Below are 24,143 nucleotides of genomic sequence, written 5' to 3'. Positions count from 1 at the left end.
GCGGCTGCGGTCGATCGAAGGGTGTCAGCGCACGATCGCCGTGCCCGTACGCCCGGCCGGAGCCCGGGTGAGGGCGCCGCGGATGAAAGCGGCCTGCCCCGCGTGCTGGAGGTCGTCGGCTATCACGCTGACCAGCCGTACGCCCATGGTGACGGGCGGATCCCAGTTCGTATCGACGATCGCGTCGAGATCCCGGTCGTGTAGGGCACCCAGGAATCGGACTGTCCGCGTGTGCACGGCGTCGTGGTAGCCGGTGAGCAGTTCGGGTGGGGCGCTGATCAGTGCCACATCGGCAGGGGTATCGCCGTAACCGGTGGCGTTCCGGTCGATCGGCAGGTCGAAGCGTTCGTACCAGCCACGACCTGTCCACAGTGATTCGGTGGCCCGGAGTTCGGCCAGATGTTCGTCCTGCACCCGGGTGAGATGCCACACCAGCCAGGCGATGGTGTTGGCGCCCGGATCGAGGCGGTGCTTCAGGGCGTCCTCGTCGAGTCCGTCCACCGTGTCGTGGACGACTCCGCGGATCCGATCGAAGGCGTCGGTGAGAATCTCGGCACTGTTCATTTCTGGCTCCGTCGCTGCTGGGCCCGGCACCTTCGGCGCGGCGACCGGGTGCCGCGAACTGTCGTGCGGTTTCGGCGCAGTACCACGGTTCGCATCCGGTAAACGCGGATCCGGACGAGGCACGTGTGCGGCCGGAGAAAATAGAACATGTTCTTGCCGCGCCGGGGTCGTCGTGCCATGGTGACTCCATGGATCTGCAGGCACTCGAGCTACTCCGCGTCCTCAAATACCGGTACTTCCGCACCCTGGATCTGAAGCAGTGGGACGATTTCGCCGCCACGCTGGACCCGGAGATCGAAGCCCGCTACGGCACACACGCCATGGGTGAGGCGCTCACCCTCGACGGTCGCGACGCGGTCGTCGGGTTCATGCGCGAGAACATGGGCCCCGGCATCGTGACCACCCATGTGGCCAACCATCCGGAGATCACCCTCGACGGCGATACCGCCACGGGCAGCTGGCTGTTCGAGGACACCGTGCTCGCGACCGATTTCGGCGTGCTCATCCGGGGTGCCGGGTACTACACCGATCGCTATCGTCGCGGCGCCGACGGGATCTGGCGTATCCACGCCACCTCCTACGTGCGGATCTACGAATCCTCGCAGTCGCTGGCCGATACCCCGAGCCATACGCTGCTCAGCAATATGTGGGCGCCCGGTAAGAGCTGAGTCCGCTCAGGGCACCAGGACCGCGCGGCCCCGGATTCTGCCCTGCTCGAGTAGTTCGTAGGCGTGTGCGCCCTCCTCCAGGGCGAACTGCTGGGTACGCGCGGTGATCCGGCCCTCGCGGGCCAGCGCGATACTGTCGATGAGATCGCGTTTGGTGCCGCCGTAGGATTTGCGCACTGTCGCACCCCACGGCAGGCCGGGCCCGCCCGCCGGGCCCGCGGTGATGCCCGGATTCCCGTCGCCCAGCCCGATCATCCGGTAGGCCCCGTTCGGTCCGACCGACTCGACCGAAAGCTTCGCAGTGGTGTCCACGCCGACGAAATCGAAAACCGCCTCCGCACCCCGGCCGTCGGTCATGGCCAGGATCCGGGCCGCGGTATCCACGCCCGCCATCACCCCCTCGTGCGCGCCGCATTCCGCCGCCAATTCGAGTTTGGCCGGATCGGTATCCACCGCGATCACCCGCACCGGGGTGATCGCGCGCAGGATCTGGATGCCGACGTGGCCGAGCCCGCCGGCCCCGATCACCACGGCGGTCGCTCCGGGGTAGAGCTGATCGCGGGCGCCGCGGATGGCGTGATAACTGGTCAGCGCGGCATCGGCCAGGGGTGCGGCGGCCACGAAATCCAGATCACCGATGGGGACGAACGAATTCGCCGGGACGGCGATGTACTCGGCCATTCCGCCGTCGGGGCCGAGGCCTGGACAGGGTGGCATGGCGGCCCGTCCGGCCGCGCGGCACACATTCTCGTTGCCACTCGCGCATTCGGGGCAGTGTCCACACGACCAGCACAGATAGATGATCCCGCGTTCGCCGACCGTGCGTTCGCCGACCTGCTCGCCCACGGCGGCGACGGTGCCCGCGATCTCGTGGCCGAGGGTCAGCGGCTCGTCGCGGAGCTTGAACGGGAGATGGAGCACATGCAGATCGGAATGGCAGAGACCGGAGGCGCCGACCCGGATGAGCAGTTCACCGGGACCCGGTTCCGGAGTCGGTACCTCGCGTATCTCCAGGGTGCCGGGTTCGGTGAGTTGCAGCGCTCTCATGGGGGTGTCCTCCCGCTCCGGCCGCGTACGGCGTGTCTCACAAACTAGGCCGCCGCCCTGTCGGCTGACAAGGGTTCACTTTTGTTGACACCTGTCAAATGCGGCCCTAGGGTCCATGTGACCGGCGTCACTTGCCGGAGTCGGTCCCGTATCGGCGCAGTGCTCCAGGAGGTCGTATGTCGCAGCCCACCGTCGCCGTGATCGGAGCCGGTATCAGCGGCTTGACAGCCGGAAAGATGCTGAGCGACTACGGCATTCCCTACACCTGTTTCGAAGCCTCCGACCGCATCGGCGGCAACTGGGCGTTCGGCAATCCGAACGGACATTCGAGTGCCTACCGCTCACTGCATATCGACACCTCGAAGTACCAGCTCTCCTTCCGCGACTACCCGATGCCGGAGTCCTACCCCGACTTTCCGCATCACAGCCTCATCAAGGAGTACCTGGAGGGCTACGCCGCGGCCTTCGACCTGAAACGGGCCATCGAATTCGGCAACGCGGTCGAGCACGCCCGACCGGCGGCGGACGGCGGCTGGGATATCGAGACACAGGCCGGTGAGAATCGCCGATTCGATCTGCTCGTCGTGGCCAACGGGCACCATTGGGACCCTCGTTTCCCGAACTTCCCCGGGGAGTTCACCGGGGAAGCCATCCACTCCCACGCTTATATCGATCCGCGAACGCCCCTGGATCTCCACGGCAAACGTATCCTGATCGTCGGAATCGGCAACAGTGCCGCCGATATCGCCGTCGAACTGTCCTCGCGCAGTACGGACAACGATGTCTGGCTGTCGACCCGGTCGAGCGCGTGGGTGGTGCCGAAGTATTTCGCGGGCACCCCGGCCGATCGCTATTTCCGCACCGTGCCCTATGTGCCGCTGTCCTGGCAGCGCAAGATCACCCAGATCTTCACTCCATTCGTCTCGGGTGATCCGGTGAAGTACGGATTGCCCGCGCCGAACCATAAATTCTTCGAGGCCCACCCCACCCAGTCGGTGGAACTGCCGCTGCGGCTCGGTTCCGGGGATATCGTCGCCAAACCCGATGTGAGCCGGTTGGACGGCGCCACAGTGCATTTCGCGGACGGAACGGCGAAGGATTTCGACGCCATCATCTACTGCACGGGCTACAACATCACCTTCCCGTTCTTCGATCCGGAGTTCCTCAGCGCCCCGGACAATCGGATCTCGCTGTACAAACGCATTTTCGCCCCGGGAATCGGCGGCCTCGCCTTCGTAGGATTCGCGCAGTCGTTCCCCACCCTGTTCCCGTTCGTCGAATGCCAGGCCCGCCTGGTGGCCGCGTACGCGGCCGGGCACTACCGCCCGCCCCCGGCGGAGACGATGCACCGGATAATCGCCGCCGATCAGCAGCGGTTCACCGGCCATGTGGTGGATCGTCCCCGGCACACCCAGCAATTGGATTACTGGGTCTACGAACGCGATCTGCGACTCGCCGAGATACCGGCTGGGCTGCGCCGGGCCCGCGCACAGGGGCCGGTCCCGCTGGGACGGGCCGGATGACCACCCGGCCACGTACCGACCGCCGGGCTCCGCAGCGTGGCGACCAGCGGCGCAGTGCGCTACTGGCGGCGCTGGACGAGCTGCTCCGCGATAACGACGGTCAGCTCGAACCCATCAATATCGCCGAGATCTCCCGGCGCGCGGGGCTGACCCGATCCGCCTTCTACTTCTACTTCGAGAACAAGGCCGCGGCCGTGGCAGCAGCGTTGGAGCAGACCTACGAGGAAGTCTTCGCGGTCAACGACATCCTCGTGGGAAGCGGGGCGCCGGCCGAACGTATCGAGCGGACGATTCGCGGTCTCATCGAGTTCTGGGACCGCAATCGCCATCTCTACAGCGCGGTACTGGCCGCGCGCAGCGCCTCGCCGGGAGTGCGCGATCTGTGGGAAACCGATCGCCAGGCCTTCATTCCCTCCATCGCCGCCATGATCGAATCCGAACGTGCCGCCGGTCGCGCTCCGGCCGGTGGCGACGCCACCACCGTCGCCGATGTGCTGCTCCTGCTCAACGAGCGACTCCTCGAGCGGCTGACCCTCGCCGCCGAACTGGACCGCGAACGCTATATCGAATCAGTGGTCACCGTCTGGCTGCGGTCGATCTACGGCACCGATCCCGACCCCGCCGCACCCACCACCGCGAGGAAATATTCATGAGTCTGCGCGACAACCCGGCCCCGGCCGCCGCGGCCGAGCCTGCCACCGTGACCTTCCGCTCCGGCGACGAGGACTGCCATGCCTGGTATTTCCCGGCTGTGAGCGAGGACCTCGAAGGACCGGCCGGTCGTCCGGTGGCGGTCATGGCGCACGGTTTCGGCGGGACCAAGGACTCCGGCCTGGAACCGTTCGCACGCGCCTACGCCGCGGCCGGGATCGACGTCCTGGCCTTCGACTTCCGGTATTTCGGCGCGAGCGGGGGCCGGCCACGGCAACGGGTGCGGATGGCCGAGCAGCTGGCCGACTACCGAGCAGCTGTCCTGGCCGCTGCCCGGCTGCCCGGGGTGGACCCGCGCCGAGTGGTGCTGTGGGGGGTTTCGCTCTCCGGCGGTCACGTCTTCGCCGCCGGTGCGGCCGCGAGCGCGACCGCGCCGCACTCGGCCGAAGTCCAGGCCGCTCTCGCGGCGATCGTCTCGGTGACTCCGCTGGTCGACGGCCGGGCGGCCGGCGTCCTGGCTGTGCGGGAGAACGGTCTCGCCGGTGTACTGCGCGGAACGCTCGGCGCCGCCCGGGCCCGGTTGGCCGGCGCGACCGGCGGTTCCGGGCTCATCCCGCTCGTCGGACGGCCGGGTGAGGTCGCCGCGCTGACGATGGACGGCTATTACGACTCCTACCAAGCACTGGCGGGCACCACCTGGCGCAACGAGATCGATCCGAGCGTACTGATGCAGCTCCCCGGCTACCGGCCCGCCCGCGCCGCTGCCACGCTGAACCTGCCCGTCCTGGCGCAGATCGCCGATTTCGATCGCGGTGCGCCGCCCTATGCCGCAGCCAAGGCGGCCTTCGCGGCCAGGGCCGAGGTGCGTCACTACCCCTGCGATCATTTCGGTATCTGGCCGGGTAATCCGTTCTTCGACGCCGCCGTGGCACATCAGCTGCTGTTCCTGCGCCGGCATCTCGCGGTGGGCGAATCCGGTGGTACACGAGCTCCGGCCGAGAGCCGGTGATACCGCCTCTCCGGTTCGGGTGAGGCCCCTCGCTCATCCCGTCGACGGTATGGGACAGCACGAATTGCAGGCAGATAACACCAGTTGTGAATGCCCTTACGTTCGTGAAGATTCGGCATATCGTCATCCGGGTAAACCTGGGGTCGGCGGTGGTTGTCGCGGCTGCCGGCCACTGATCGATACACAGGAGCAGAATGAGTGCCAAAACCGAACTCGTCCGAGAACTGAACGGCCCCACGGCAGCCTCGGAAATGCTCTCCGACCAGGAGATCGAGGATTTGCTCGGATTGTTCCGCAGTGCCCAGCAAGAGGAGAAGGACCTGCTCATCGAGGCGGTGAACGGAATGATCCGATTCTTTCCACCGCCATTCCGGGGAATCACCCGCCGGATCATGTTCGGGGACAAGCTCGAAGGATGAGCGATCTGGTCACCCGCGCGCAGATGATCCTGCTCGCGCGCACGCTACATGTGTCTGTCGAACGAATCGCCTACCTCGAACGGCTCGGACCCGAACACCTCCACGAACTCGAGCAGCGTATCTCGGGCCGGATCTACGAGTTCCACGGCGACATGTTCAAACGGATCGGACGATTGATCCCGATCATCCCGCTCACGGTTTCCCTGCCCCTGGTCCAGCGAATCGTGCCCCCCATGATGACCGGTCGCGCGGCCGGCGCCGTCGGTGTGGAATATCCTGCCGCCGCCGCCGAGACACTCACCATGCTCAAAACGGGGTACGCCGCCGATTGCACTCCGTATGTGGACCCCAAGGCCCTCGGTGAACTGGGCGACATCATGGCTTCCGAGCCGCTGGTCGCGATCGTGAACGAGGTCCTGCGCCGTAGAGATCACATCACCGTCGGGCCGTTCCTCGAATATGCCAAGCCGAAATTCGTCGAGGCGGTCGAGCACGGAACCCTCGACGACGAGGGCATCATTTTCTCCGCCGCCTATGCCTACTCCGCCTCCGCCATCAGCAACGTACTGCGCCAGTTGCTGGACGGCCGGTCGAAGCGGATTCCGCGGATGATGGAGACGGTGCTGGCCGGGTCGCCGGATTTGAAGGAGGCGGCGATTTCGGTGATGTCGCGGGCCTCCAGGGATGTGGTGTCCGAGATCGGTGACATTCTGCTCTCCATCGCCAGTCCGGACGCGCTCGGCAAACTCGCCGCCCACGTCATCCAGAAGGGCGCAGCGCCCGAACTGATGACGTTCGTATCGAAGTTGAGCCGGCCGGAGCTGCAGCGGATGGCGATGAATCCGATCTTCGCCAATACCGCCGCGCTCACCGCGATCGTCGAATCCCTCGTTATCGCGTTCTATCCCGGGCCGTGGCGTGGACTGCTGGTACTGGCCGAGCGCACCCACCCCGATGTACAGCGCTATATCGTCGGCTCGATCGTGCGGATGCCGGCGGAGCGGATCGCCGAACTACCGGAGATCGCCAACGCCGACGATCTCTGGCCGGAACTGCTCCGGCTGGTGGCGGTCGCCGACCATCCCTCGCAACGCCGGATCGGCGTGGTGTGGGCTGGGCTGACGGCGGAACGCCGGGCCGGACTGCACCGGCGGATCGCCGAACTGCAGCTCGACGGGCAACTGGCCGGGATCGTCGAGGAAGTGCCCAACATTTCGGTGGAGGAGGTGTTCTACCAGCGGCGGCGACGCGGACGGCGACGCGGCACGGATTCCGATAGCTGGAGTGTCGCTTGAGGAGGTGACGGGCCGTCCGTCGGCCGTGGAGTCATGTCCCATTTCGGCGCGTCTACGGTGGTTGCGGCCCACAGCCCGGGATATTTAAGTACCTTGGTGTAGGTCTCTGATTTCGCTCGGAATTTGCTATCCCTCGCCTGATGTGGCGGCAAATCGACGAAAAGAGGTCGGCACGAGATGAGCAACGGACAGTTCCTCCATCGGATACGCCGAATGGCTGTTCTCACCGGTATCGCGGTGGCCGCGCTGGCGCCCACGGCGCCCGCGCTGGCCGAACCGTTGTGGCCGAACGGGCCGAATGTGCCCGGTGCGCCGGCCATCATCCCGACCCAGGCACCGTGCTCCCCGGCGGCCCGGGCTTGCCTGCGCCTGTCCAGTAACGAGGTGTGGTTGATGGACGACGGCAAGGTCACCTATGGGCCGACGGCGATGTCTCACGGGATGCAGGGGTACGAGACCCCGCCCGGGGTCTTCCACGTCGCGTTCAAAAAGCCGTACCACTGGAGCACGATGCACAACGCCCCGATGCACTACGCGGTCTTCTTCAACGGTGATATCGCGTTCCACATCGGGCCGGTAGAGCACAAATCGCACGGGTGTATCCGGCTGACCGAGCCCGGCGCCGTCGCGGTCTTCCACTATCTGAACCCGGGTGACGTGGTCGAGGTCGTGCCCTGACCTCCGGTGTTCCGGTCCGGCCCGCCGCCCGCCGGCGTCGCGGGCCGGGCGGCGACCCGGTCCCGAGGCCACACATCCGGTTTCGTACGCTTGTCCGATGTGGATCATCGTGGTCGTCGCCGTCATCAGCTGTGTGCTCATCGCGATCGGCTTCGCGCTCGGTCTGCCGGACTGAGCGCACGTTTTCGCGCGCGTGACCACCCGCCCGTCGCGATTGGGCGGGTCGTAACGCGCCACGGGGCGGTGGCGTCAGTCGGAGCTGTCCCCGGTTTCCTTCGCCGAACCGGCAGCCGGGCGGTCGACGGCTACCGGGCGCAGCAGTGCCCAGGCCACAAACGCCGCCGACACCACCACCAGGGCCAGACCGGCCCACAGGTTCGCATCGATACCGCCGGTCTTGGCCTCTTCGTCGGCGGTGTCGTGGACGAGCCCGGTGATCACCAGGATGATTCCGTACAGGCCGAGCAGGCTGCCCACGATGGTGCGGATATCGAAGAACACGATGGTTGTCCTATCCGGTGACGATATTGAGGATGATCACGAGTACCAGCGCGATACCCGCCAGCAGCACGGGGCGCTGATACCAGGGCAGAGTGGCGGCCTCCGGATCGGTACGCAGTTCGCGCGGTGTCTCCGAATACACCAGGCCGACCAGCTCGGACGCCGGTTTCGGCGCTGTCACCAAGGTCACGGCCACGCTGACCAGGATATCCAGGACGAAGGCCGCCCCGGCGGCGACGAAACTGGCACCCTGGCCCGACAGCGAGATCACCTCCGTCTCGTTCAGTACGAAGATGAAGACCGCTACCGCGGTGCCCGACACCAGCCCGGTCCAGCCGGCCGTCGGCGTCATCCGTTTCCAGAACATACCCAGGATGAAGGTGGCGAACAGGGGTGCGTTGAAGAAGCTGAACAGCGTCTGCAGGTAGTCCATGATGTTGCTGAACCCGCCGGCGATGAACGCGGTGAAGATGGCGGCGATGGTGGCGCCCACCGTGGCCAGCCGCCCGACCCGCAGGTAGTAGCCGTCGGATTTGTCCTTGACCACGTACTGCTGCCACAGGTCGATGCTGAACACCGTGTTGAACGCCGAGACGTTCGCGGCCATACCGGCCATGAACGCGGCCAGCAGCCCGGCCAGGCCCACGCCGAGCAGGCCGTTGGGAAGCACATCCTTCATCAGGTAGAGCAGCGCCTGGTTGTACGTGACATCGCTGTCGACGTCCGGGTTCGCGGTGACGGCTGCCTTGTACTGGGCCATCTGCGGGACCAGGACCGCGCTGATCATGCCCGGGATGATCACGATCAACGGGATGAAGATCTTCGGGAACGCGCCGATGATCGGGGTGCGCCGCGCGGCGGCAATGGAATGGGTCGCCAGGGCGCGCTGCACTTCGACGAAGTTCGTGGTCCAGTAGCCGAACGAGAGCACGAATCCGAGGCCGAAGACGATGCCCAGGATCGACAGGAAATCGTTCGCGAAACCCGACAGCGCGTTACCCGGCCAGGAGTCCAGCTGTTCGGCGCCGCCGGGTGAGGCGGCGACCCGGTCCTGTAGTCCGGACCAGCCGCCGACGCGGTGCAGGCCGATCAGGGTCAGCGGGAGCAGAGCGGCCACGATGACGAAGAACTGGAGAACTTCGTTGTAGATCGCCGCCGAGAGCCCGCCGAGCGTGATGTAGGACAGTACGATCACCGCGGCCACGACGACCGAAACCCACAGCGGCCAGCCCAGTAGAACATTGACGATGGTACCGAGCAGGTAGAGGTTGACACCGGCGATGAGTACCTGGGCGACCGCGAAACTGAGCGCGTTCACCAGGTGCGCACCGGTGCCGAAACGGCGCCGCATGAACTCCGGGACACTGCGTACCTTCGACCCGTAGTAGAACGGCATCATCACTACGCCCAGGAACAACATGGCCGGGACCGCGCCGATCCAGAAGTAATGGAACGCTGGGAAACCGTATTCGGCGCCGTTGGCCGACATCCCCATGATCTCGACCGCACCGAGGTTGGCGGAGATGAACGCGAGGCCGGTGACCCAGGCCGGTAGGGATCGCCCGGACAGGAAGAAGTCCATACTCGACGAGACCCGTTGCCGGGCCAGCAGGCCGATACCGATAACGAAGACGAAATAGAGGGCGACGATCGCGTAGTCGACCGGCTGGGCGTCGAGCCGCAGCACCTCGCCTTCCGCGAACAATGAAACGACCTCGTGGGATAGCTCGTGCTGCGACATACGACGTTCTCCTCGAAGCGGTCCCGGACAACCGCGCGCAGCTCGCCTCATCGCGTTCACCGATGGCTGGCCGCACTACCAGACCGGCTCTGGTCGACCAAACGTACCGCGCGAGACGAGCGGCCGGGCGGTGTCGGGTGGAATCGGGCGTGTCCGTCGCGACCAGTCCCGCCGGCCGGACGTCGCCCGACCGCGGGCGCGGTTGTGCGGACGCCGACTCTCGTGCCCACGGCCGCGTATTGCTACCATGGACGGCGGCGCATCCAATCGCATTGTGCGCCAGGGAATTTCGGAGTATCCCTGGCGTCACTGTGGTGTGCGCGGGTTTCGTGGTCACCGAAGTAGGGGTCGCCGTGATTATACGCGTGCAGAGCACCGAAATGTCCGGCGTACAGCGTTTCGTACGACGGCTACTGACCGATCGGGGTCCCGGCACCGGACAGGTGGGCGGAGTGGCCCTGCTCGGTTCGCCGCCCTCGCGTCCGCGTCGCCGGTCCGCCCCGGCCACCGACCTGCTGGTCTGGACTCCGCACGGTTGCACTCTGGTGGTGCTGGCCGATTTCGGGTCGGTGCAGCACGGCGTGCTGACCACCGGCCCGACCGGTCGCTGGCTGGTGGACGACTCCGCCGCGGACCTACGCACCGGGAAGTCCACGCCGAATCCGGTACTGCGCGGGCGCAAACTGCGCAATGAACTGGCCGCGATCTTCCGGCGGCAGGGCCTGTCCGAACAGATCCAAGTACTCGTGGTGCTGATCCCCAAGACAGGCTCGCGGATCAGTTGGACACCGCGCCCGCCGGAGGACGGTATAGAGACCATCCTGGTCCGGATCGGCGCCTCCGCGGGGCTGGCCCGGTATTTCGAGCGCGTGGCGGTGGGAGAGGTGCGCTGGCGCGGGGAAGATATCGCGCGAGCATTCGAAATGCTGGGGGTTTCGCGGCTTCTGCCCGATCCGGACGAATTGGACAACGAGGGGTTCCTCGTCGCCCCCGGCCGCAGCGTCGATCCGCGCGCCACCGGGGCAGAACTGTCCGAGCCGCAGGCCGCGCCCAGGGGTGCACGCACCGCGACCGCGCTGTCCGCACCGTCCGTGCGACCTCCCGGGCAGCGCGTCGGTGTCCCGGGCCCTGCGGCTCCGGCGTCCACCCGGGCGCCGGCCACCGAGACGCGGACGCCGGGGGTGCCGCAGCCGACTCGGGAACCCGTGGAGACGAGCGAATCGGAACCGATCGCCGTTCCGGCCCGGAACCTCACCCGTCCAGCGCGTCTCGGGTGGTTCGGCGCGCGTGGAACAGCCCGGAAGCGAGGCTCGTTCGAGAACGGTTCCACCGGGCGCCTGGACGCGGCACCGGTGGTCGCGGCCCGGGAACGTGCGGAGGATGTGGCCGCGCGGGAATCGACCGGGCCGCAGGCAGACCCGGCCGTGGACGGTGGATCGCCCGTCCGGTCCGGCCCGTCTGGGCGGAATCACCGGGAATCGGCCCGTCCCGATCGCGGGTCCCGGCCGACTGCCGGTGTTCCGGCCCGGGTGCGGCGCGGTCTGGCCGGCGCTCGGGAGATTCCGGCCCGGTTCCGCCGTGTGGCGGCGACCCCGCAGGCGGCTGCCCGGCCCCCGCGCGAACCCCTGCCCTACCGACCGCCCACCCGCCGCGGGACGGATCTGCGGTATCCGGCGGCGCTGGGATTGGCCGGGGTGGCGCTGGCGGCCGTGACGGCGACCGTGTTCGCGGCGTCCGGTTTCGCCCGGTTCGACGTGACCGAATACGGTGCGCTGTGCGGGGACGGTGCGGGGAATCCCGCCGCCGCACCGTATTCGGCGGCCGGGCCCAGCCCGGTGTATCTCGGCGGCGAGCTGCCCGAGTACACCGCGTTCGGGCCTTCGGCGGTGTGGCGCCCGATCGATCCGGGTGTGGTCCAGCTGGTCGCATGTGTGGCCCAGGAGCGCCGCGGGGAACTTGTGCGCACCTGCCAGTATCCGCCGGGCCCAGGACAGCCGGTGGGCCGGACACTGAACCTGTTCACGGCGGTCTATCGCCTCACGGTGTACGAGGCCCGCACCGGTAACCGGCTGGCCGCGATGGCGATCACCGGAGACGAGTTCGGCGCGGATCCCGCGATCCCGGAACCGGATCCGTGCCGTGCGGCCACCGGCGCCCCCGAGGACGGACTACCGGGCCGACGGCACAGCCGGCCTTCGCACCGGCAGATCGAACAGGCTCTCACCCCGTTCGTGACAGCGGCACCGCAACGGATCCGAGCCGCCCGCTGAGCTTTCCGGGTCGGCGCACGCTGTTCCCTCCGGGACAACCGCTAGCGCGTGTCCAGGACGTCCCGCAGCACGGCGGCGAAGCCTGCCGGTTCGCCGGTCATCCCGAATTCGCCGCCCAGGAACCCGGCGTGACCGCCCGGGAAGGTCACTGCGGATCCGCCCAGTGCCGCGGCTAAGGCCACAGCGGCCCGGGCACAGAGTTCGTCGGCGGACGCGGCGCCCGCGCCGAGCACGATCCGGGTCGGCGCGGCGGCCAGCGCCGCGAGATCGTGTTCGTAGCCGCTGCAGGTGAGCAGGTGCGGACCGATCATGGGGTCGTCGCGGGACCCGTCGTCGGTGGTGGGTAGTCCGAACTGGGCCGGGTCGGGGGCGGGCCGGTCCGCGAAGTCCGCCGGGAGCGGGCCGGGCCACCAGGGCCGAGGCGTTGACAGCTCCACCGCTACTGGCGAACACGTCCAGGGGCCCTGTACCCAATGCCTCGATGATCCCGCGGATGCCGTCGGCGTGTTCCCCCGGCGTCTGTGGAGACGACCTTGGCAGTGCGAATTCATCGGTGTCCTGCCCTGCGCCGTCGTCGGGTGCAGGTGGCCGCGATTTCCCGCGCCGAACTGCGGGCAGGCGCCCTCGGAGCCGTTAGGCTCGGGACACCCGCCGATCATCGTCGCCGTACCGGCACCGGTACCCGGCCCGACCACAGGAGATGTAGCACAGTGGGCAGTGGTTCGATCCTCATCACCGGCGCGAGTTCCGGCCTGGGCGCCGAAATGGCCCGGCAGTTCGCGGCCCTCGGCTACGACCTGGCCCTCTGCGCTCGCCGTACGGAGCGGCTCGCCGAACTCGCACGCGAGATTGCGGTGGCCTATCCCGAGGTCCGGGTGCGGGTCGCGGAACTGGACGTCACCGATTTCGATGCGGTACCGAAGGTTTTCGACGAATTCGCCGCCGATCTGGGCCGGCTCGACCGGGTGATCGTCAACGCGGGCCTCGGCAAGGGGGTGCCGTTCGGCAAAGGCGGTGAGCGCCCCAACCGGCAGACCGCGCAGACCAATTTCGTCGGGGCGATGGCCCAGATGGAGGCGGCCATGAAGATCTTCCGCGCCCAGGGCGGCGGACATCTGGTGGTGATCTCGTCGGTCTCCGCGGTACGCGGTATGCCCAAGACCATGACCAGTTATGCCGCCGGCAAAGCCGGGGTGGCGGCGATGGCCGAGGGTATCGCCGCCGAACGGGTCCCCGGGGTGGACGTGTCGATCATCTTCCCCGGCTACATCTCCTCGGAGATGAACGACAAGGCCGCGCATCCGCCCACGTTCCTGGTCGATACCCGCACCGGAGTGCGCTCCATGGTGTCGGCGATCGAGAAGCGGCGGTTCAAGGCTTACACCCCGGCGTGGCCGTGGATGCCGCTGGCCTACGCGATGAAAGTGCTGCCGCTGTCGATCGTGCGCAGGCTGGCCGGCAGCTGATCGGCCCGGTGCGCCCGATCAGCCTTTCTCGTCCGCTTCGAGCACGGTCACGGCGGTCGAGAGTTCGGTGAGCGCGGCCGCGATCTCGGTCAGCCGCTCGATACCGAGTTCGGCGGTGAGCCGGGCGGCGAATTCCGCGTGCCGCGGCTCGATCCGGGCCACGGCCGCATGTCCCGCGTCGGTGATCGCGACCAGTTTTGCCCGGCGGTGCGCCGGATTGGGCCGGTACTCCGCGAGGCCGCGGTCGACCAGGAGGTCGGCGATTCGCTGCACGCCCTGCCGGGTCGCACCCATTGCCCGGGCGATCCCGGCCACCGGGAGCGGGTCGTGCAATACGGCACCCAGCACCTGCCACCAGGCGGCGGTGAGGCCGGCCGGTCCGGCCAGATCCTCGGCGATCGCGAGGAACTGGCCGTTGAGCCGGAACGAGGTGATGGCGGCTTCACTGAACAGTCGCTGTTCGGGGTTCACGGTGTGGCCTCAGACCGCCGCCTGCCGCGCCTCGTATTCCGCCAGCACCGCGTAACCCGCCGGGTCGCCGGCGCTGAAGAGGCGGTACCAGCCTTCGAGTACTTCGGGTTCGTAGATCTCCAGCGCGGCCAGCACTTCGCGCGCGAACTCGAAGGGCGCGGTGGAATTCGCGGTGATCACCCCGCGATCGGTGACGGCCGGTTCGTCGACGTAGTGCCGGCCGCCCGCGTACCCGCTTGCCGCCAGGAATTCGGCGATATTGCTGGTGTGCCGGCGATCGTCGAGCAGGCCCGCCGCGGCGAGACCGAAGGTCGCGCCGCAGATGGCGGCGACCGGGACTCCGGCCGCGGCGAACTCTCGCGCCTTCGCGGCGAACGGATCGAGATCGCCCAGTTCCCAGCCGGTCGCACCGGGCAGGATGAGCATGGCGCTGTCCGCCGGGGTCAGCTCGGCCAGTGTGATGTCGGGGACGATCCGCATCCCGCCCATGGTGGTGACCGGATCGCTGCTCACTCCGACCGTGCGGGTGCGGTACGCACCCGGTTCGCGATGCCAGGCGTCGTTGTTGATGTGCGCGGTCGCCGCGCCCACTTCCCAGTCGGCGAGGGTGTCGTAGACGGCCATGTGCACGAGTTTCGAAGGCATGACAACATTTTGTCAAAACGACAGTATGTTGTCAAACATGGGAATCAGATCTGTGGCGTGCCGCTCACCACCTCGTCGCGTTCGAGGGTGGCTAACTCGTCCGCGGTGTAGCCGGGTTCGTTCCTGGTCCGATCCCGGCCGGGCGACGCGAACCGATGAAGTGGCGAACCTGATGGAGCACGCCATGAGGCCGACACAACTCTGGCAAGGTGCTGGATTCGCGCACCGGCGAGGACGTTCCCACGTCATTACGAACGGATCCGGTCTCGACGAGAGGACGCCATGCACTGGGCTGTGGAAGAGCTGAGCCGCATCATGCCGCCACCCCCGGACGCCGGCGACCCGGTCGCCTGGGACTCACTGCGCGTCGACACCGGATGGGAACTGCCAGCCGACTATCGCGACTTCGTCGCGGTGTATGGAATGGGGACGATCAGTGACTCGATCGGCATCTCCACGCCCCGCTTCGAGGGCTATCCGTACGAAGACCACCTGCTGTTCCACGCCGCGCAGGCGCTCATGGACGGGGAGTTGACCTGGGCGTCGAACGAGGCCGGTGACGACTTCCTGTGGCGATGCGTTGGTGAGCCAGAGCGGTGGGGGGTGATCTTCCGGCCCAGGAGCGGCCCACCGGACCACACATACGACATGGGAATGGCCGAGTTCCTGCTGCGCCTGGTGCGAGGCGAGATCCATCCACCGCTGGAGGCCGAACTCGCGATGCCTGCCACGTTCGAATCGTGGCGGGAAGAAGAGCGTCTACTCGACGACGATGGCATTCTTGAAGGCTTCTGATCGCCCTGCCCTCTCGCCGCTCCTCGCAGCGCGAGTGAAAGCTGATCGTCGCTCTCACTACGGCAAACACAATGAGGCTGATGAGCGGGCACACCTCGGTGCGATCTCTCGGCAAGTACTCGCGACCATCTGCGGAGGCGCTGATCCGTTGGCAGACCCAGACCGACCCTGCCGTCCGGCGGCAGCGCTGAGCGGTCGGGGCCCAAGGTTCGGTGTCCGGTCAGTGGAGTCGCCGAGCTTCTCGGCACCAAGTCGTTTTTTAGGACGGCATCACCGGCAGGAGTGTCTCGCGATCTCAATCTCGGTGATGAAGGCAGTCCCGACAGGTGGTTGCCCTTCATGCATCGTGATGATGTCACCGGGTTTGAGGTGCTCCCAGTTATCCGGGGTGAGTGGAAGCAGCCTGATCGGGCCTTGTCCGCCCGGTTGTATCTCGGATGCGGATTCGACCCATATCAGGGCGATGTGCAGGTCAGCGAAACCGCGAGCGAGATCTGGGCGCCCGATGGCCCACATCGGTCGAAGTTGTCCGGTTCTGGGGATTGGAAGTCGACGGCCGCCAGCTTCTGGTGCGATGAGTTGGAGGGTGGCTTTGATGATGCCGCCGCACCGGGTCTCGGCGCCGCGCCAGAAGCACCACGCAGCGTCGTGCTGGAGCCACATCTGTTGTGCAGCATCGGCCAGGAGGTTCCAGTAGTCGACGGACTGCCACTGGATGCCCTCGAAGTCTTGCAGGATGCCGAGCGCGATCTCCCATTCGTCGTGGCGGAGGTATTCGCGGACGTCTTCCTTCGACAGGTCGGCATCGCTTCTCGCGTCTGCCGGAACCAGATCAGCTGCACTGTGAAGCAGTCCAGAAACGTCCATGGGTTGATTGTCGATCAAGGCCAGCGACATCGACGACGCAGGTCTGCCGGCCGACCGAGCAGCCCACCGCAGGGTCCGCGGTTCGTCCGGCGGCCGACCACCAGCATTCGACAAGGTCATCTACCGCGACCGAAACACCGTCGAACGCGGTATCAACCAGCTCGACCACCACCGGGCAGTAGCCACCCGCTTCGACAAACTCGCCGTCCGCTACCTGGCGACCATCCACGTCGCCACCATCAACCAATGGCTACGACACCCCTGAACCGACCAGCATCGAACCCGCACCCACGATTTCGGAGCACTAATGTAAGAAGGTGCCTCCCTGCCTCGACGTCTACGTCCGGGTCCACCCCAGCGACCGCGCCGCCATGCTCTCACGCTTCATCAATCGCTACGTCGACACCGAGAACCCAGGAGACCCTCGTTTCGACGCCTTCGTCCGAACGTTCATCGCCGGCGAACCGGCTCCCGGCGACCCGGACGCTCTGGCGGAACTGCGCCGAGATTTTTGTATCAAGAGAGCATTCTCCCTGTACCTGCGGGCAAGCGATTACTACCAGGCCATCATCACCCTCACCGAGGAGAACGACCTGGTCTTCGGCCTGAGCATGGACGACCCGGACAATGATCCCGCGATACTGCCCCAGGCTTCAGCGTTGATGGCATCGCTGGCGGAGGAGTTCGGGGCGACGACCGGCGTTGCGGGCGTGGAACTACCACCACCCCAAAGCAGTTCAGAGTGGACGAGCGACGCGCTCGTGACTCTGCGCTACGAAAGCGGTTGAACACCCTGCCCTACCGCGGCTCGGACATAATGCGGGCAGGTATCGGCCTGCCCTCACCACCACTTCGACACAGGCCCTACGAACGGGTTTCCGCAGGAAAGAGTGTTCGGAAACCCGTTGGTTTCCCGTACCGTCCAACCCGGTTGCCGAACACGTTTACCGAACGCTTGGAGGCCCCGGGATGGCACTCGTCGGGCCCGTGCGGGTCAGCACGAGCAAACAGGAGACCCAGCGAAAGCACGACGATCTCGACTCGATCTGCGTGCGGGTGTTCGAAGAGAAGATCAGCGGCACACTCGAGCCCGCCGCGGCCGCAAAGGCGGCCGCCCCCGAGTGGTCGACGACGACAAACGCCGCGCCATCCTCGCCCGGCATGCCGAAGGCCAGTCCCTACGCGAGATCTCCCGCGGCGTCGGCGTCGGCCTCGCCGTCGTGCACAGCGAAGTGAAAGCCGTCCAACACAGCTCGGCGGAAGCCTCCTGGACCGAAGCATCCAACGCGAACCTGCGCAGACCCCTCCCACCAGCCCACCGCCCCGAAGAGGACAGCCGACATGACCGAGCCATACGCGAGCGGAATGCTGGATGTCGGGGATGGTAACCAGATCTATTGGGAGACCTGCGGCAACCCCGACGGCAAGCCGATGGTGCTGCTGCACGGCGGCCCTGGGCAGGGCTGCAACCGAGCCATGCGCGACAGCGCCCATGCGGACCTCTACCGTATCGTTCTCTACGACCAGCGAGGATGCGGACGCAGCACTCCCAACGCCGCGGACCCTGCCACCGACATGCGGTTCAACACCACCGCCCACCTGGTCGCCGACCTGGAAATACTGCGCGGACACTTGGGCATCGACCGCTGGCTGCTGCGTGGCGGTTCCTGGGGCTGCACCCTGGCACTGGCCTACGCGCAGCGATATCCCCACCGGGTATCCGAGATCGTGCTGTCGGCGATCACGACAACCCGGCGCCGGGAGATCGACTGGCTCTACGGCGGAGTGTCGCGCTTCTTTCCCGAGCAGTACCAGCGATTCGTGGCCGGCGCCGGTGGCGGCGAGCATGTAGTCGCCACCTACGACCGGCTCCTCGGGCACTCCGACCGAGACGTACGGGAACAGGCGACCGCAGCGTGGGCGCGGTGGGAGGAAACGGTGCTGTCGGTCGAGCCCGGCGCGAAACCGTCCGCGTTCAGCGGTCCCGTCACCGACGATCTGCTTGCCATGGTGCGGATCTGCGCACACTTCTACGCCAACTACGGCTGGCTGCAAGACGGCGAGCTGATCCGCAATGCCGTCGTGCTGGCCGATATCCCCGGCGTACTGGTACACGGCCGCCTGGACCTCAGCTGCCCCGTGGAAACCGCACACAAACTGGCCACCGCCTGGCCCGGCGCCGAACTGTTCGTCTGCGACCTGTCCGGACACCTCGGCAGCCCCGCGAAGCGGGAATACATCCACAACGCCCTTACCCGATTCGGCCACTGACGGAGAGGGATCAGATCTGTCTCTGTTTTCTACTGCCGTTCTCAGGTGTGTCGCGCTATGGGAATCGGCCGACTCCGGGGGCACGGACCTGAGTCCCTGTGCTGTTAAAGAGTTGCGGATGACGGCTGCGGTGGGCACAGTGTCGGCTTGTGTTGGGTACCGAAGTCGAGGCGCGTGTGTCCGGTGGTGTGTTGTCGGGGGTGGACTTCGGAGGCGAGGGCCCTGGAGTGCTGTTGGTGCACGGAAGCGGCCACAACTGTGTGGCCTGGTCGGAGGTGGCGTCGTATCTCGTGGCGCACTGCCGTGTAGTGGCGTTCGATCTTCGCGGCCACGGGCACACGGAGGCTGATTCTCGAACACCCGAGCAGTACTGGCGTGATCTCGGCGAGGTGGTAGTCGCGCTGGGATGGGATCGGCCGGTATTGGTGGGGCATTCCACCGGTGGATACGCCGTAACGGCAGCGACAGCTGCCGGAGTTGTCGATTCGGGGGCGCTGTGCGTGATCGACGGCCTCGTGCTCGATGATCGTGAGACAGCGGCGCTCGGCAACACGCAATGGCGAGAGCCCGAGGCGGCCCAGCGGTTGCGGGAGATGTTCCGTTACGGATGGCGTGCCGACGAACGCCGGATGCTCGACTACCTAGAGCAGTGCGCGCGGGAGACCGATACAGATCGGCTCAACGCCGGCGCCCGTCCCGAGTTGGTGCGAGAGGTCATGCGCCGCTGCTTCATTGCCCGCCCGGACGGTGGGTATGTGCGACGCCCGACCGTGGAAGAGATCGCGCTGACCGCGGTACCGGACCCCGAAGCAGCTGTATATCCGAGTGTGGATGTGTACGAGCGGATCGAGTGCCCGATGACGATCGTGCTGCCCACGGACGGCTTCTACGCGCCGCGCTCCGCTGAGGTTCGCGCAGTCGTCCGGGCCGGGCGCGATCGACGGTTGGTCGACATCGACTCCGGACACAACGTGCCGATGACCCGGCCCGCCGAACTCGCCGCGATCATCGTCGACCTGGTAAACCGGGTCGCCGCAGCTAGTGAATGACCGAGCCGAGAAAGGACCATCGATGACACAAAATGCCGACAGTGGACTCGTCCAGGAGTTTCCGGTGGCCGACGCCGCGGCGGGCCCATACGGCATCACCACGGGAGCCGACGGCGCGCTCTGGATCACGCTGGCGCAGAGCGGCGAAATCGCCCGCCTGACCGTCGACGGTGTGCTCGACCGGTATTCGGTCGGCGCCGCCGGATCCCGACCGACGGTCATCGCCGCCGGCGTGGACGACGCCTTGTGGTTCACCCGATCCGGTGACGACCACATCGGGCGTATCACCACCGATGGTGTCGTGACGGCGTTCGGCCTGCCGGCGGGCAGCAGCCCGTTCGGGATCTGCGCCGGTCCGGACGAGGCCATGTGGTTCACCGAGATGAACACCGACCGCATCGGCCGCATCACCCCCGACGGACAGATCACCCACATCGACCTCCCCGTCCGGGGCGGATTCCCGTCCATGATCACCCGCGGGCCCGACGGCGCACTGTGGTTCACCCTCAACCAAGCCGGCGCTATCGGACGTATCGACCTCGACGGCAATATCACCCAGTACCCACTGCCCGATCCAGGCGCACCGGTAGGGATAACGTGTGGTCCGGACGCAGTATGGTTCGTCGATATCGCCGCCGGCCGGATCGGCCGCCTCGAGCCCGATGGCACGATGAAACTGTTCCCGTTGCCCGACCCCGCGGCGAAACCACACGCCATCACCGCGACGGCCGCCGGTGACTGCTGGTTCACCGAATGGGGAGCCAACCGCCTCGGACGGATCAGCTCCACCGGCGATATCACCGAATACGATCTGCCCACACCGGCATCCGAACCACACGGCATCACCATGGGCCCCGACGGCGCGGTGTGGACGGCACTGGAAATCGGAGCCGTCGCCCACGTCGCACCGTGACCCAGGCGACTGCGACAGACTGCCGTGCTCGGCGGCTTCCGAAACCACGGTAGGCGGTACGCAGCCACGCGTGCGCCTACTGAACGGGCGCGACAGGACTCACCACACTGCGCCGATTGGACGGCGGACAACCGTTGCGGGTGCCGGTGGCGCCGGGCGGGCGTCTGGTGTTCCATGTGTTCGCGGCGCCGGCCGAGTTCATTCGCGAACTCGATGTCGGTGGCACCACTGCGCCCAGCGATGTCTACTACGACCCCTACGATGTCGAGCTCGATCGAGCTCATCAAGGCGAATCTCGAGATCCCGCCGGGCGTGCTGATCTTCGAGGATCCGCCGATCCACACCACGCACCGCAAACTGCTGTCGCGGATGATTGCACGGCACGACGGTTCCCGAAGGCAGTGCCATGATGATGCTCATCGGTGCCGCCGCCACACTCTCCCCGACCTCCACGGTGCGGGGCTGGGAGAGCATGCCCGCGTCGTTCTGAACTTCCGAGCGAATTTTCCGGATGCCGGAACAGAACCGACCGTTTAGTCTCTTCCCTAGTGTCGAAAACTGTGGATCGAGGGTGTTGTGGGCGAGAAGAATCGGCAGTGGGTCCTGGTCCGGCGACCGGCCGGTAACGAATACGCGAACGCGGTCGAATTGCGCGACAGCGAAACACCGGAACTCGGCGCCGGTGATGTGCTGATCCGCAATATCTACTTCTCGCTCGACGCGGGAACCCGGATGTGGATGGGTCCGCGGGAGGACTCCTATTCGCCCCCGACGCCGCTGGGTTCCCCGGTGATCAGCACCGTGCTGGGTTCGGTGGTGGCCTCCAGGCATTCCGACTACCGCGCCGGCGATCTGGTGCGCGCCTACGGCCAGTGGGCGGATTTCTCGATATCGCGGCCCGATGAGGTCTATGTGGAACGGGTGAGCCGCGCACTCGACGACCCGCGTCAGCACCTGGGCGTTTTCGGCGCCAACGGCTGGACCGCCTACCTGGGCGTGCTGGAGTACGGAGAAGCCCGCCCGGGGGAGACCTTCGTCGTCTCGGCGGCCTCCGGAGTGACCGGCGCGCTCGCCGGTCAGATCGCCGCGGCGAGCGGGTGCCGGGTCGTCGGGATCACCGGTTCACCGGCGAAATGCGACTGGCTCACCGGCGAACTCGGCTTCGACGCGGCGATCGACCGGCACGGCGATCTCGGCGGTGAGCTGCGGCGGGCGTGTCCGGACGGGGTCGACGTCTACTTCGACAATGTCGGCGGCACGGTCCTCGACGCGGTTCTCGGCGAGATGGCCCTGTTCGGCCGGGTCGCGGTCTGCGGGCTGCTCACTCACTACGACCGGGACGAGTCCGGCCCCGGCCCCGGCCGTTTCGACCAGATCCTGATGAAGCGGCTCACCATGCGCGGCTTCTTCTCGCCGGACTTCTATCACCGCGGCCCGGACCTGAACCGCAGGATGCTGCCCTGGTACGAGCAGGGCAGACTCCGGATGGCCTTCGAGGTGACCTCCGGCCTGGAGAACACCCTCGACGCCTACGCGCGGCTGTTCACCGGGGAGAAGGTGGGAAAGGCCCTGGTGCAGGTCGGCGAACTGGACTGACGCCTGTTCGCAGTGATTGTCCGGGTCGGCGCGGACCAGTCGCGGCGGGCGGGGGTCTCGGAAGTCCGGGTGCTGTGGTCGTCAGGTGCTCGCGGCGCTAACCGGCAGTGATCGGCTCGCTCCGCGGATCCGGTGGGCGCTCTCCTCCGGGGTCAGAGCAATCGGATGGATGCACTCGGCTCGCCACCGCTCAGAAATTGATTCCGCTTTATATCACGCGTGTGATATAAAGCGGTCGCGAGTTGTGCAGACCCTATGGAAAGGACCGATCATGGACGAGGCCGCGGCGATCGCCGCCAACCGCGCGAACTGGGACGACCGCGCCGAGGTCCACCGGCGTTCGCGGATGTACGACGTCGATGCCTTTGTCGCCGATACCAGCCGTATCTCGCCGGTGGTGCGCAACGATCTGGCGGTGCTGGCCGCGCATCTGCCGGAATCCGGGGTACGGGATCGTTCGCTGTTGCATCTGCAGTGCCATATCGGAATCGACACGCTCTCCTGGTCCCGCTTGGGGGCGGGCGACGTGTACGGGCTCGACTTCTCGCCCAACTCGCTGAGCCATGCAGCACGAATCGCGAAGGCCGCCGGCCATGCGATCACCTTTGTGGAAGGCGACGCGCGGTTCGCCTCGGCAGTGCTGGACCGGCGGTTCGACCTCGTCGTCACCAGTGCCGGAACGATCGTGTGGCTACCCGAGCTGGACGACTGGGCGCGCTCGATCCACGACCTCCTCGAGCCCGGCGGCGTGTTCCTGATCCGCGATGATCACCCGATTCTCGGGTCCATGGCATTCGAGCCCTGGGAGATCACCGACGACTATCTGGGCGGCGGTGGTCACCGGACCTATATCGAATCGGGCAGCTACACCGAGGATTCGGCCGGGCGGATCGCGCACGACACGGTGCACGAGTGGCGGCACGACCTGGGCGAAGTGGTAGGCGCGCTGCTGCGGGCGGGTCTGCGGCTCGACGCGGTCGAGGAATTGTCCATCATGGATTGGCCTGCCTTCCCTGAACTGGTGCCGTGCCCACAGGGGTGGGCACTGCCGCCGGACGCGCCGCGGATTCCGCTGAACTTCGCCGTCGTGGCCACGCGAACGGACTGAAAGCGCCGCCCGTCCGGTTCGCCGAGCGGCGTGGACCGGGCGCCGAACCGGGCGGGGAAAGGCGTGACCGTCCGGGCAGTCGGCGAACCTATCGAGAATCGGCTGCCCTCTACGCTGGGCTGATGTTCTTCATCTTCGGTTTCGGCACCAAGCGGCGCAACCTGGGCCCCGGAGGGACCCGGAGTTGCCCACGCTGTCACAACACGACGCAGTGGATGCGCGTGCGGGAGTTCAAGCAGTTCACGGTGTTCTTCGTTCCGGTCGCTCGCTGGAAGCGCCGCTCGCTCGAAGTGTGCGGCGTCTGCGGTTCCGCGGTCGAAGCCTGAGCGGCGGCGAGGGCGATGGCGAGGCCGACGCCGCGACTGGCTCCGGAGGTCACCGGGGTCCGGTCGGTGAAAGGTCTGCTGTTCGGTCGGCGGGCTTTTCGTACGGCAGTCCGAGCATGTCCTGCACGATGTGTGGCCCCAGCTCCCGTAGGAAGGCTGCCGCAGACTGAGCGATGGCCTGGGTGACCGGCTCGATGCGCAGCCGCGACAGGGTCCACTTCAACGCGTCATGGTGGATTCGCTGAGCTGGCCGCAAGTGCCGGAACCGAA

Annotated in this window: 28 protein-coding genes; 19 read left to right on the top strand and 9 right to left on the bottom strand. The window is 66.8% G+C overall.

Going from position 1 to position 24,143, the window contains the following annotated elements:
* Window positions 1–24: 24 nt before the first annotated feature.
* Window positions 25–564, bottom strand: coding sequence for a mycothiol transferase (locus tag OG405_RS16560; RefSeq protein WP_327147396.1), 540 nt, complete (start codon window positions 562–564; stop codon window positions 25–27).
* A 188-nt stretch (window positions 565–752) separates the two neighbouring features.
* Between OG405_RS16560 and OG405_RS16555 the strand changes: the two genes are divergently transcribed.
* Window positions 753–1,232 (top strand): nuclear transport factor 2 family protein, encoded by a 480-nt coding sequence (locus OG405_RS16555; RefSeq protein WP_327147395.1) that lies wholly within the window; start codon window positions 753–755, stop codon window positions 1,230–1,232.
* 6 nt (window positions 1,233–1,238) lie between these two features.
* Here OG405_RS16555 and OG405_RS16550 read toward each other — a convergent pair whose 3' ends face one another.
* Complete coding sequence (locus tag OG405_RS16550; RefSeq protein ID WP_327147394.1) at window positions 1,239–2,279, bottom strand: NAD(P)-dependent alcohol dehydrogenase; 1,041 nt, start codon at window positions 2,277–2,279, stop codon at window positions 1,239–1,241.
* 176 nt (window positions 2,280–2,455) lie between these two features.
* Between OG405_RS16550 and OG405_RS16545 the strand changes: the two genes are divergently transcribed.
* The 6 genes from OG405_RS16545 to OG405_RS16520 all read left to right on the top strand — a co-directional run bounded on the left by OG405_RS16545 (window position 2,456) and on the right by OG405_RS16520 (window position 7,854).
* Window positions 2,456–3,802 carry a flavin-containing monooxygenase gene (locus OG405_RS16545; protein ID WP_327147393.1) on the top strand — a complete coding sequence of 449 codons (1,347 nt, stop codon included), beginning with the start codon at window positions 2,456–2,458 and terminating at the stop codon, window positions 3,800–3,802.
* Complete coding sequence (locus tag OG405_RS16540) at window positions 3,799–4,455, top strand: TetR/AcrR family transcriptional regulator (RefSeq protein WP_327147392.1); 657 nt, start codon at window positions 3,799–3,801, stop codon at window positions 4,453–4,455. The genes OG405_RS16545 and OG405_RS16540 overlap by 4 nt, the downstream gene beginning before the upstream one ends.
* Window positions 4,452–5,462, top strand: a complete 1,011-nt coding sequence (locus OG405_RS16535; RefSeq protein ID WP_327147391.1) for an alpha/beta hydrolase — start codon at window positions 4,452–4,454, stop codon at window positions 5,460–5,462. The genes OG405_RS16540 and OG405_RS16535 overlap by 4 nt, the downstream gene beginning before the upstream one ends.
* 194 nt (window positions 5,463–5,656) lie before the next feature.
* Window positions 5,657–5,881 (top strand): hypothetical protein, encoded by a 225-nt coding sequence (locus OG405_RS16530; protein WP_327147390.1) that lies wholly within the window; start codon window positions 5,657–5,659, stop codon window positions 5,879–5,881.
* A complete protein-coding gene (locus OG405_RS16525; protein WP_327147389.1) occupies window positions 5,878–7,176 on the top strand; it encodes a hypothetical protein in 1,299 nt (432 codons plus the stop codon). The genes OG405_RS16530 and OG405_RS16525 overlap by 4 nt, the downstream gene beginning before the upstream one ends.
* A 213-nt stretch (window positions 7,177–7,389) precedes the next feature.
* On the top strand, window positions 7,390–7,854 hold the full coding sequence (locus OG405_RS16520; RefSeq protein WP_327147388.1) for a L,D-transpeptidase: 465 nt from the start codon (window positions 7,390–7,392) through the stop codon (window positions 7,852–7,854).
* A gap of 249 nt (window positions 7,855–8,103) precedes the next feature.
* Here the strand turns inward: OG405_RS16520 and OG405_RS16515 are convergent, their stop codons facing one another.
* On the bottom strand, window positions 8,104–8,355 hold the full coding sequence (locus tag OG405_RS16515; RefSeq protein ID WP_327147387.1) for a hypothetical protein: 252 nt from the start codon (window positions 8,353–8,355) through the stop codon (window positions 8,104–8,106).
* A 10-nt stretch (window positions 8,356–8,365) separates the two neighbouring features.
* Window positions 8,366–10,096 carry a sodium:solute symporter family protein gene (locus OG405_RS16510; RefSeq protein ID WP_327147386.1) on the bottom strand — a complete coding sequence of 577 codons (1,731 nt, stop codon included), beginning with the start codon at window positions 10,094–10,096 and terminating at the stop codon, window positions 8,366–8,368.
* 365 nt (window positions 10,097–10,461) lie between these two features.
* Between OG405_RS16510 and OG405_RS16505 the strand changes: the two genes are divergently transcribed.
* Window positions 10,462–12,366: a hypothetical protein gene (locus OG405_RS16505; RefSeq protein WP_327147385.1), complete on the top strand. Its 1,905-nt coding sequence runs from the start codon at window positions 10,462–10,464 to the stop codon at window positions 12,364–12,366.
* A 41-nt stretch (window positions 12,367–12,407) separates the two neighbouring features.
* Here OG405_RS16505 and OG405_RS16500 read toward each other — a convergent pair whose 3' ends face one another.
* Window positions 12,408–12,803, bottom strand: a complete 396-nt coding sequence (locus OG405_RS16500; protein ID WP_327147384.1) for a hypothetical protein — start codon at window positions 12,801–12,803, stop codon at window positions 12,408–12,410.
* A 327-nt stretch (window positions 12,804–13,130) separates the two neighbouring features.
* On the opposite strand from OG405_RS16500, the gene OG405_RS16495 reads away from it, so the two are divergent.
* The gene (locus OG405_RS16495) at window positions 13,131–13,832 is read left to right on the top strand and encodes an SDR family oxidoreductase (RefSeq protein ID WP_327152356.1); all 702 of its coding nucleotides are present in this window, start codon (window positions 13,131–13,133) and stop codon (window positions 13,830–13,832) included.
* Between the two features lie 18 nt (window positions 13,833–13,850).
* Here OG405_RS16495 and OG405_RS16490 read toward each other — a convergent pair whose 3' ends face one another.
* Both OG405_RS16490 and OG405_RS16485 read right to left on the bottom strand, forming a co-directional pair.
* Complete coding sequence (locus OG405_RS16490) at window positions 13,851–14,303, bottom strand: MarR family winged helix-turn-helix transcriptional regulator (RefSeq protein ID WP_327147383.1); 453 nt, start codon at window positions 14,301–14,303, stop codon at window positions 13,851–13,853.
* A gap of 9 nt (window positions 14,304–14,312) precedes the next feature.
* Window positions 14,313–14,948: a DJ-1/PfpI family protein gene (locus tag OG405_RS16485; RefSeq protein ID WP_327147382.1), complete on the bottom strand. Its 636-nt coding sequence runs from the start codon at window positions 14,946–14,948 to the stop codon at window positions 14,313–14,315.
* Between the two features lie 294 nt (window positions 14,949–15,242).
* On the opposite strand from OG405_RS16485, the gene OG405_RS16480 reads away from it, so the two are divergent.
* Entirely contained in the window at window positions 15,243–15,743 is a 501-nt protein-coding gene (locus OG405_RS16480; protein ID WP_327147381.1) for a hypothetical protein, read from the top strand.
* A 270-nt stretch (window positions 15,744–16,013) separates the two neighbouring features.
* On the opposite strand, the gene OG405_RS16475 is transcribed toward OG405_RS16480, so the two are convergent.
* A complete protein-coding gene (locus OG405_RS16475) occupies window positions 16,014–16,610 on the bottom strand; it encodes a hypothetical protein (protein ID WP_327147380.1) in 597 nt (198 codons plus the stop codon).
* 7 nt (window positions 16,611–16,617) lie between these two features.
* On the opposite strand from OG405_RS16475, the gene OG405_RS16470 reads away from it, so the two are divergent.
* The 9 genes from OG405_RS16470 (at window position 16,618) to OG405_RS16430 (ending at window position 23,873) form a co-directional block, all read left to right on the top strand.
* Entirely contained in the window at window positions 16,618–16,875 is a 258-nt protein-coding gene (locus tag OG405_RS16470; protein ID WP_442790565.1) for a hypothetical protein, read from the top strand.
* Between the two features lie 52 nt (window positions 16,876–16,927).
* Window positions 16,928–17,398 carry a hypothetical protein gene (locus OG405_RS16465; protein WP_327147379.1) on the top strand — a complete coding sequence of 157 codons (471 nt, stop codon included), beginning with the start codon at window positions 16,928–16,930 and terminating at the stop codon, window positions 17,396–17,398.
* Between the two features lie 181 nt (window positions 17,399–17,579).
* Complete coding sequence (locus OG405_RS16460) at window positions 17,580–17,846, top strand: hypothetical protein (protein WP_327147378.1); 267 nt, start codon at window positions 17,580–17,582, stop codon at window positions 17,844–17,846.
* Between the two features lie 105 nt (window positions 17,847–17,951).
* On the top strand, window positions 17,952–18,881 hold the full coding sequence (gene pip, locus OG405_RS16455; RefSeq protein ID WP_327147377.1) for a prolyl aminopeptidase: 930 nt from the start codon (window positions 17,952–17,954) through the stop codon (window positions 18,879–18,881).
* Between the two features lie 149 nt (window positions 18,882–19,030).
* Window positions 19,031–19,930, top strand: a complete 900-nt coding sequence (locus OG405_RS16450) for an alpha/beta fold hydrolase (RefSeq protein WP_327147376.1) — start codon at window positions 19,031–19,033, stop codon at window positions 19,928–19,930.
* A gap of 22 nt (window positions 19,931–19,952) precedes the next feature.
* Window positions 19,953–20,843 (top strand): Vgb family protein, encoded by an 891-nt coding sequence (locus OG405_RS16445; protein ID WP_327147375.1) that lies wholly within the window; start codon window positions 19,953–19,955, stop codon window positions 20,841–20,843.
* 576 nt (window positions 20,844–21,419) lie between these two features.
* On the top strand, window positions 21,420–22,439 hold the full coding sequence (locus OG405_RS16440) for an NADP-dependent oxidoreductase (RefSeq protein ID WP_327147374.1): 1,020 nt from the start codon (window positions 21,420–21,422) through the stop codon (window positions 22,437–22,439).
* Between the two features lie 271 nt (window positions 22,440–22,710).
* The gene (locus OG405_RS16435; RefSeq protein WP_327147373.1) at window positions 22,711–23,547 is read left to right on the top strand and encodes a class I SAM-dependent methyltransferase; all 837 of its coding nucleotides are present in this window, start codon (window positions 22,711–22,713) and stop codon (window positions 23,545–23,547) included.
* Between the two features lie 122 nt (window positions 23,548–23,669).
* On the top strand, window positions 23,670–23,873 hold the full coding sequence (locus OG405_RS16430; protein WP_327147372.1) for a zinc-ribbon domain-containing protein: 204 nt from the start codon (window positions 23,670–23,672) through the stop codon (window positions 23,871–23,873).
* A gap of 49 nt (window positions 23,874–23,922) precedes the next feature.
* Here the strand turns inward: OG405_RS16430 and OG405_RS16425 are convergent, their stop codons facing one another.
* Window positions 23,923–24,096, bottom strand: a complete 174-nt coding sequence (locus tag OG405_RS16425; RefSeq protein WP_327147371.1) for a hypothetical protein — start codon at window positions 24,094–24,096, stop codon at window positions 23,923–23,925.
* Between the last annotated feature and the right edge of the window lie 47 nt (window positions 24,097–24,143).

This window comes from Nocardia sp. NBC_01329, from assembly GCF_035956715.1.
Classification (GTDB): domain Bacteria; phylum Actinomycetota; class Actinomycetes; order Mycobacteriales; family Mycobacteriaceae; genus Nocardia.
This window is presented reverse-complemented; position numbering and strand designations above follow the sequence as displayed.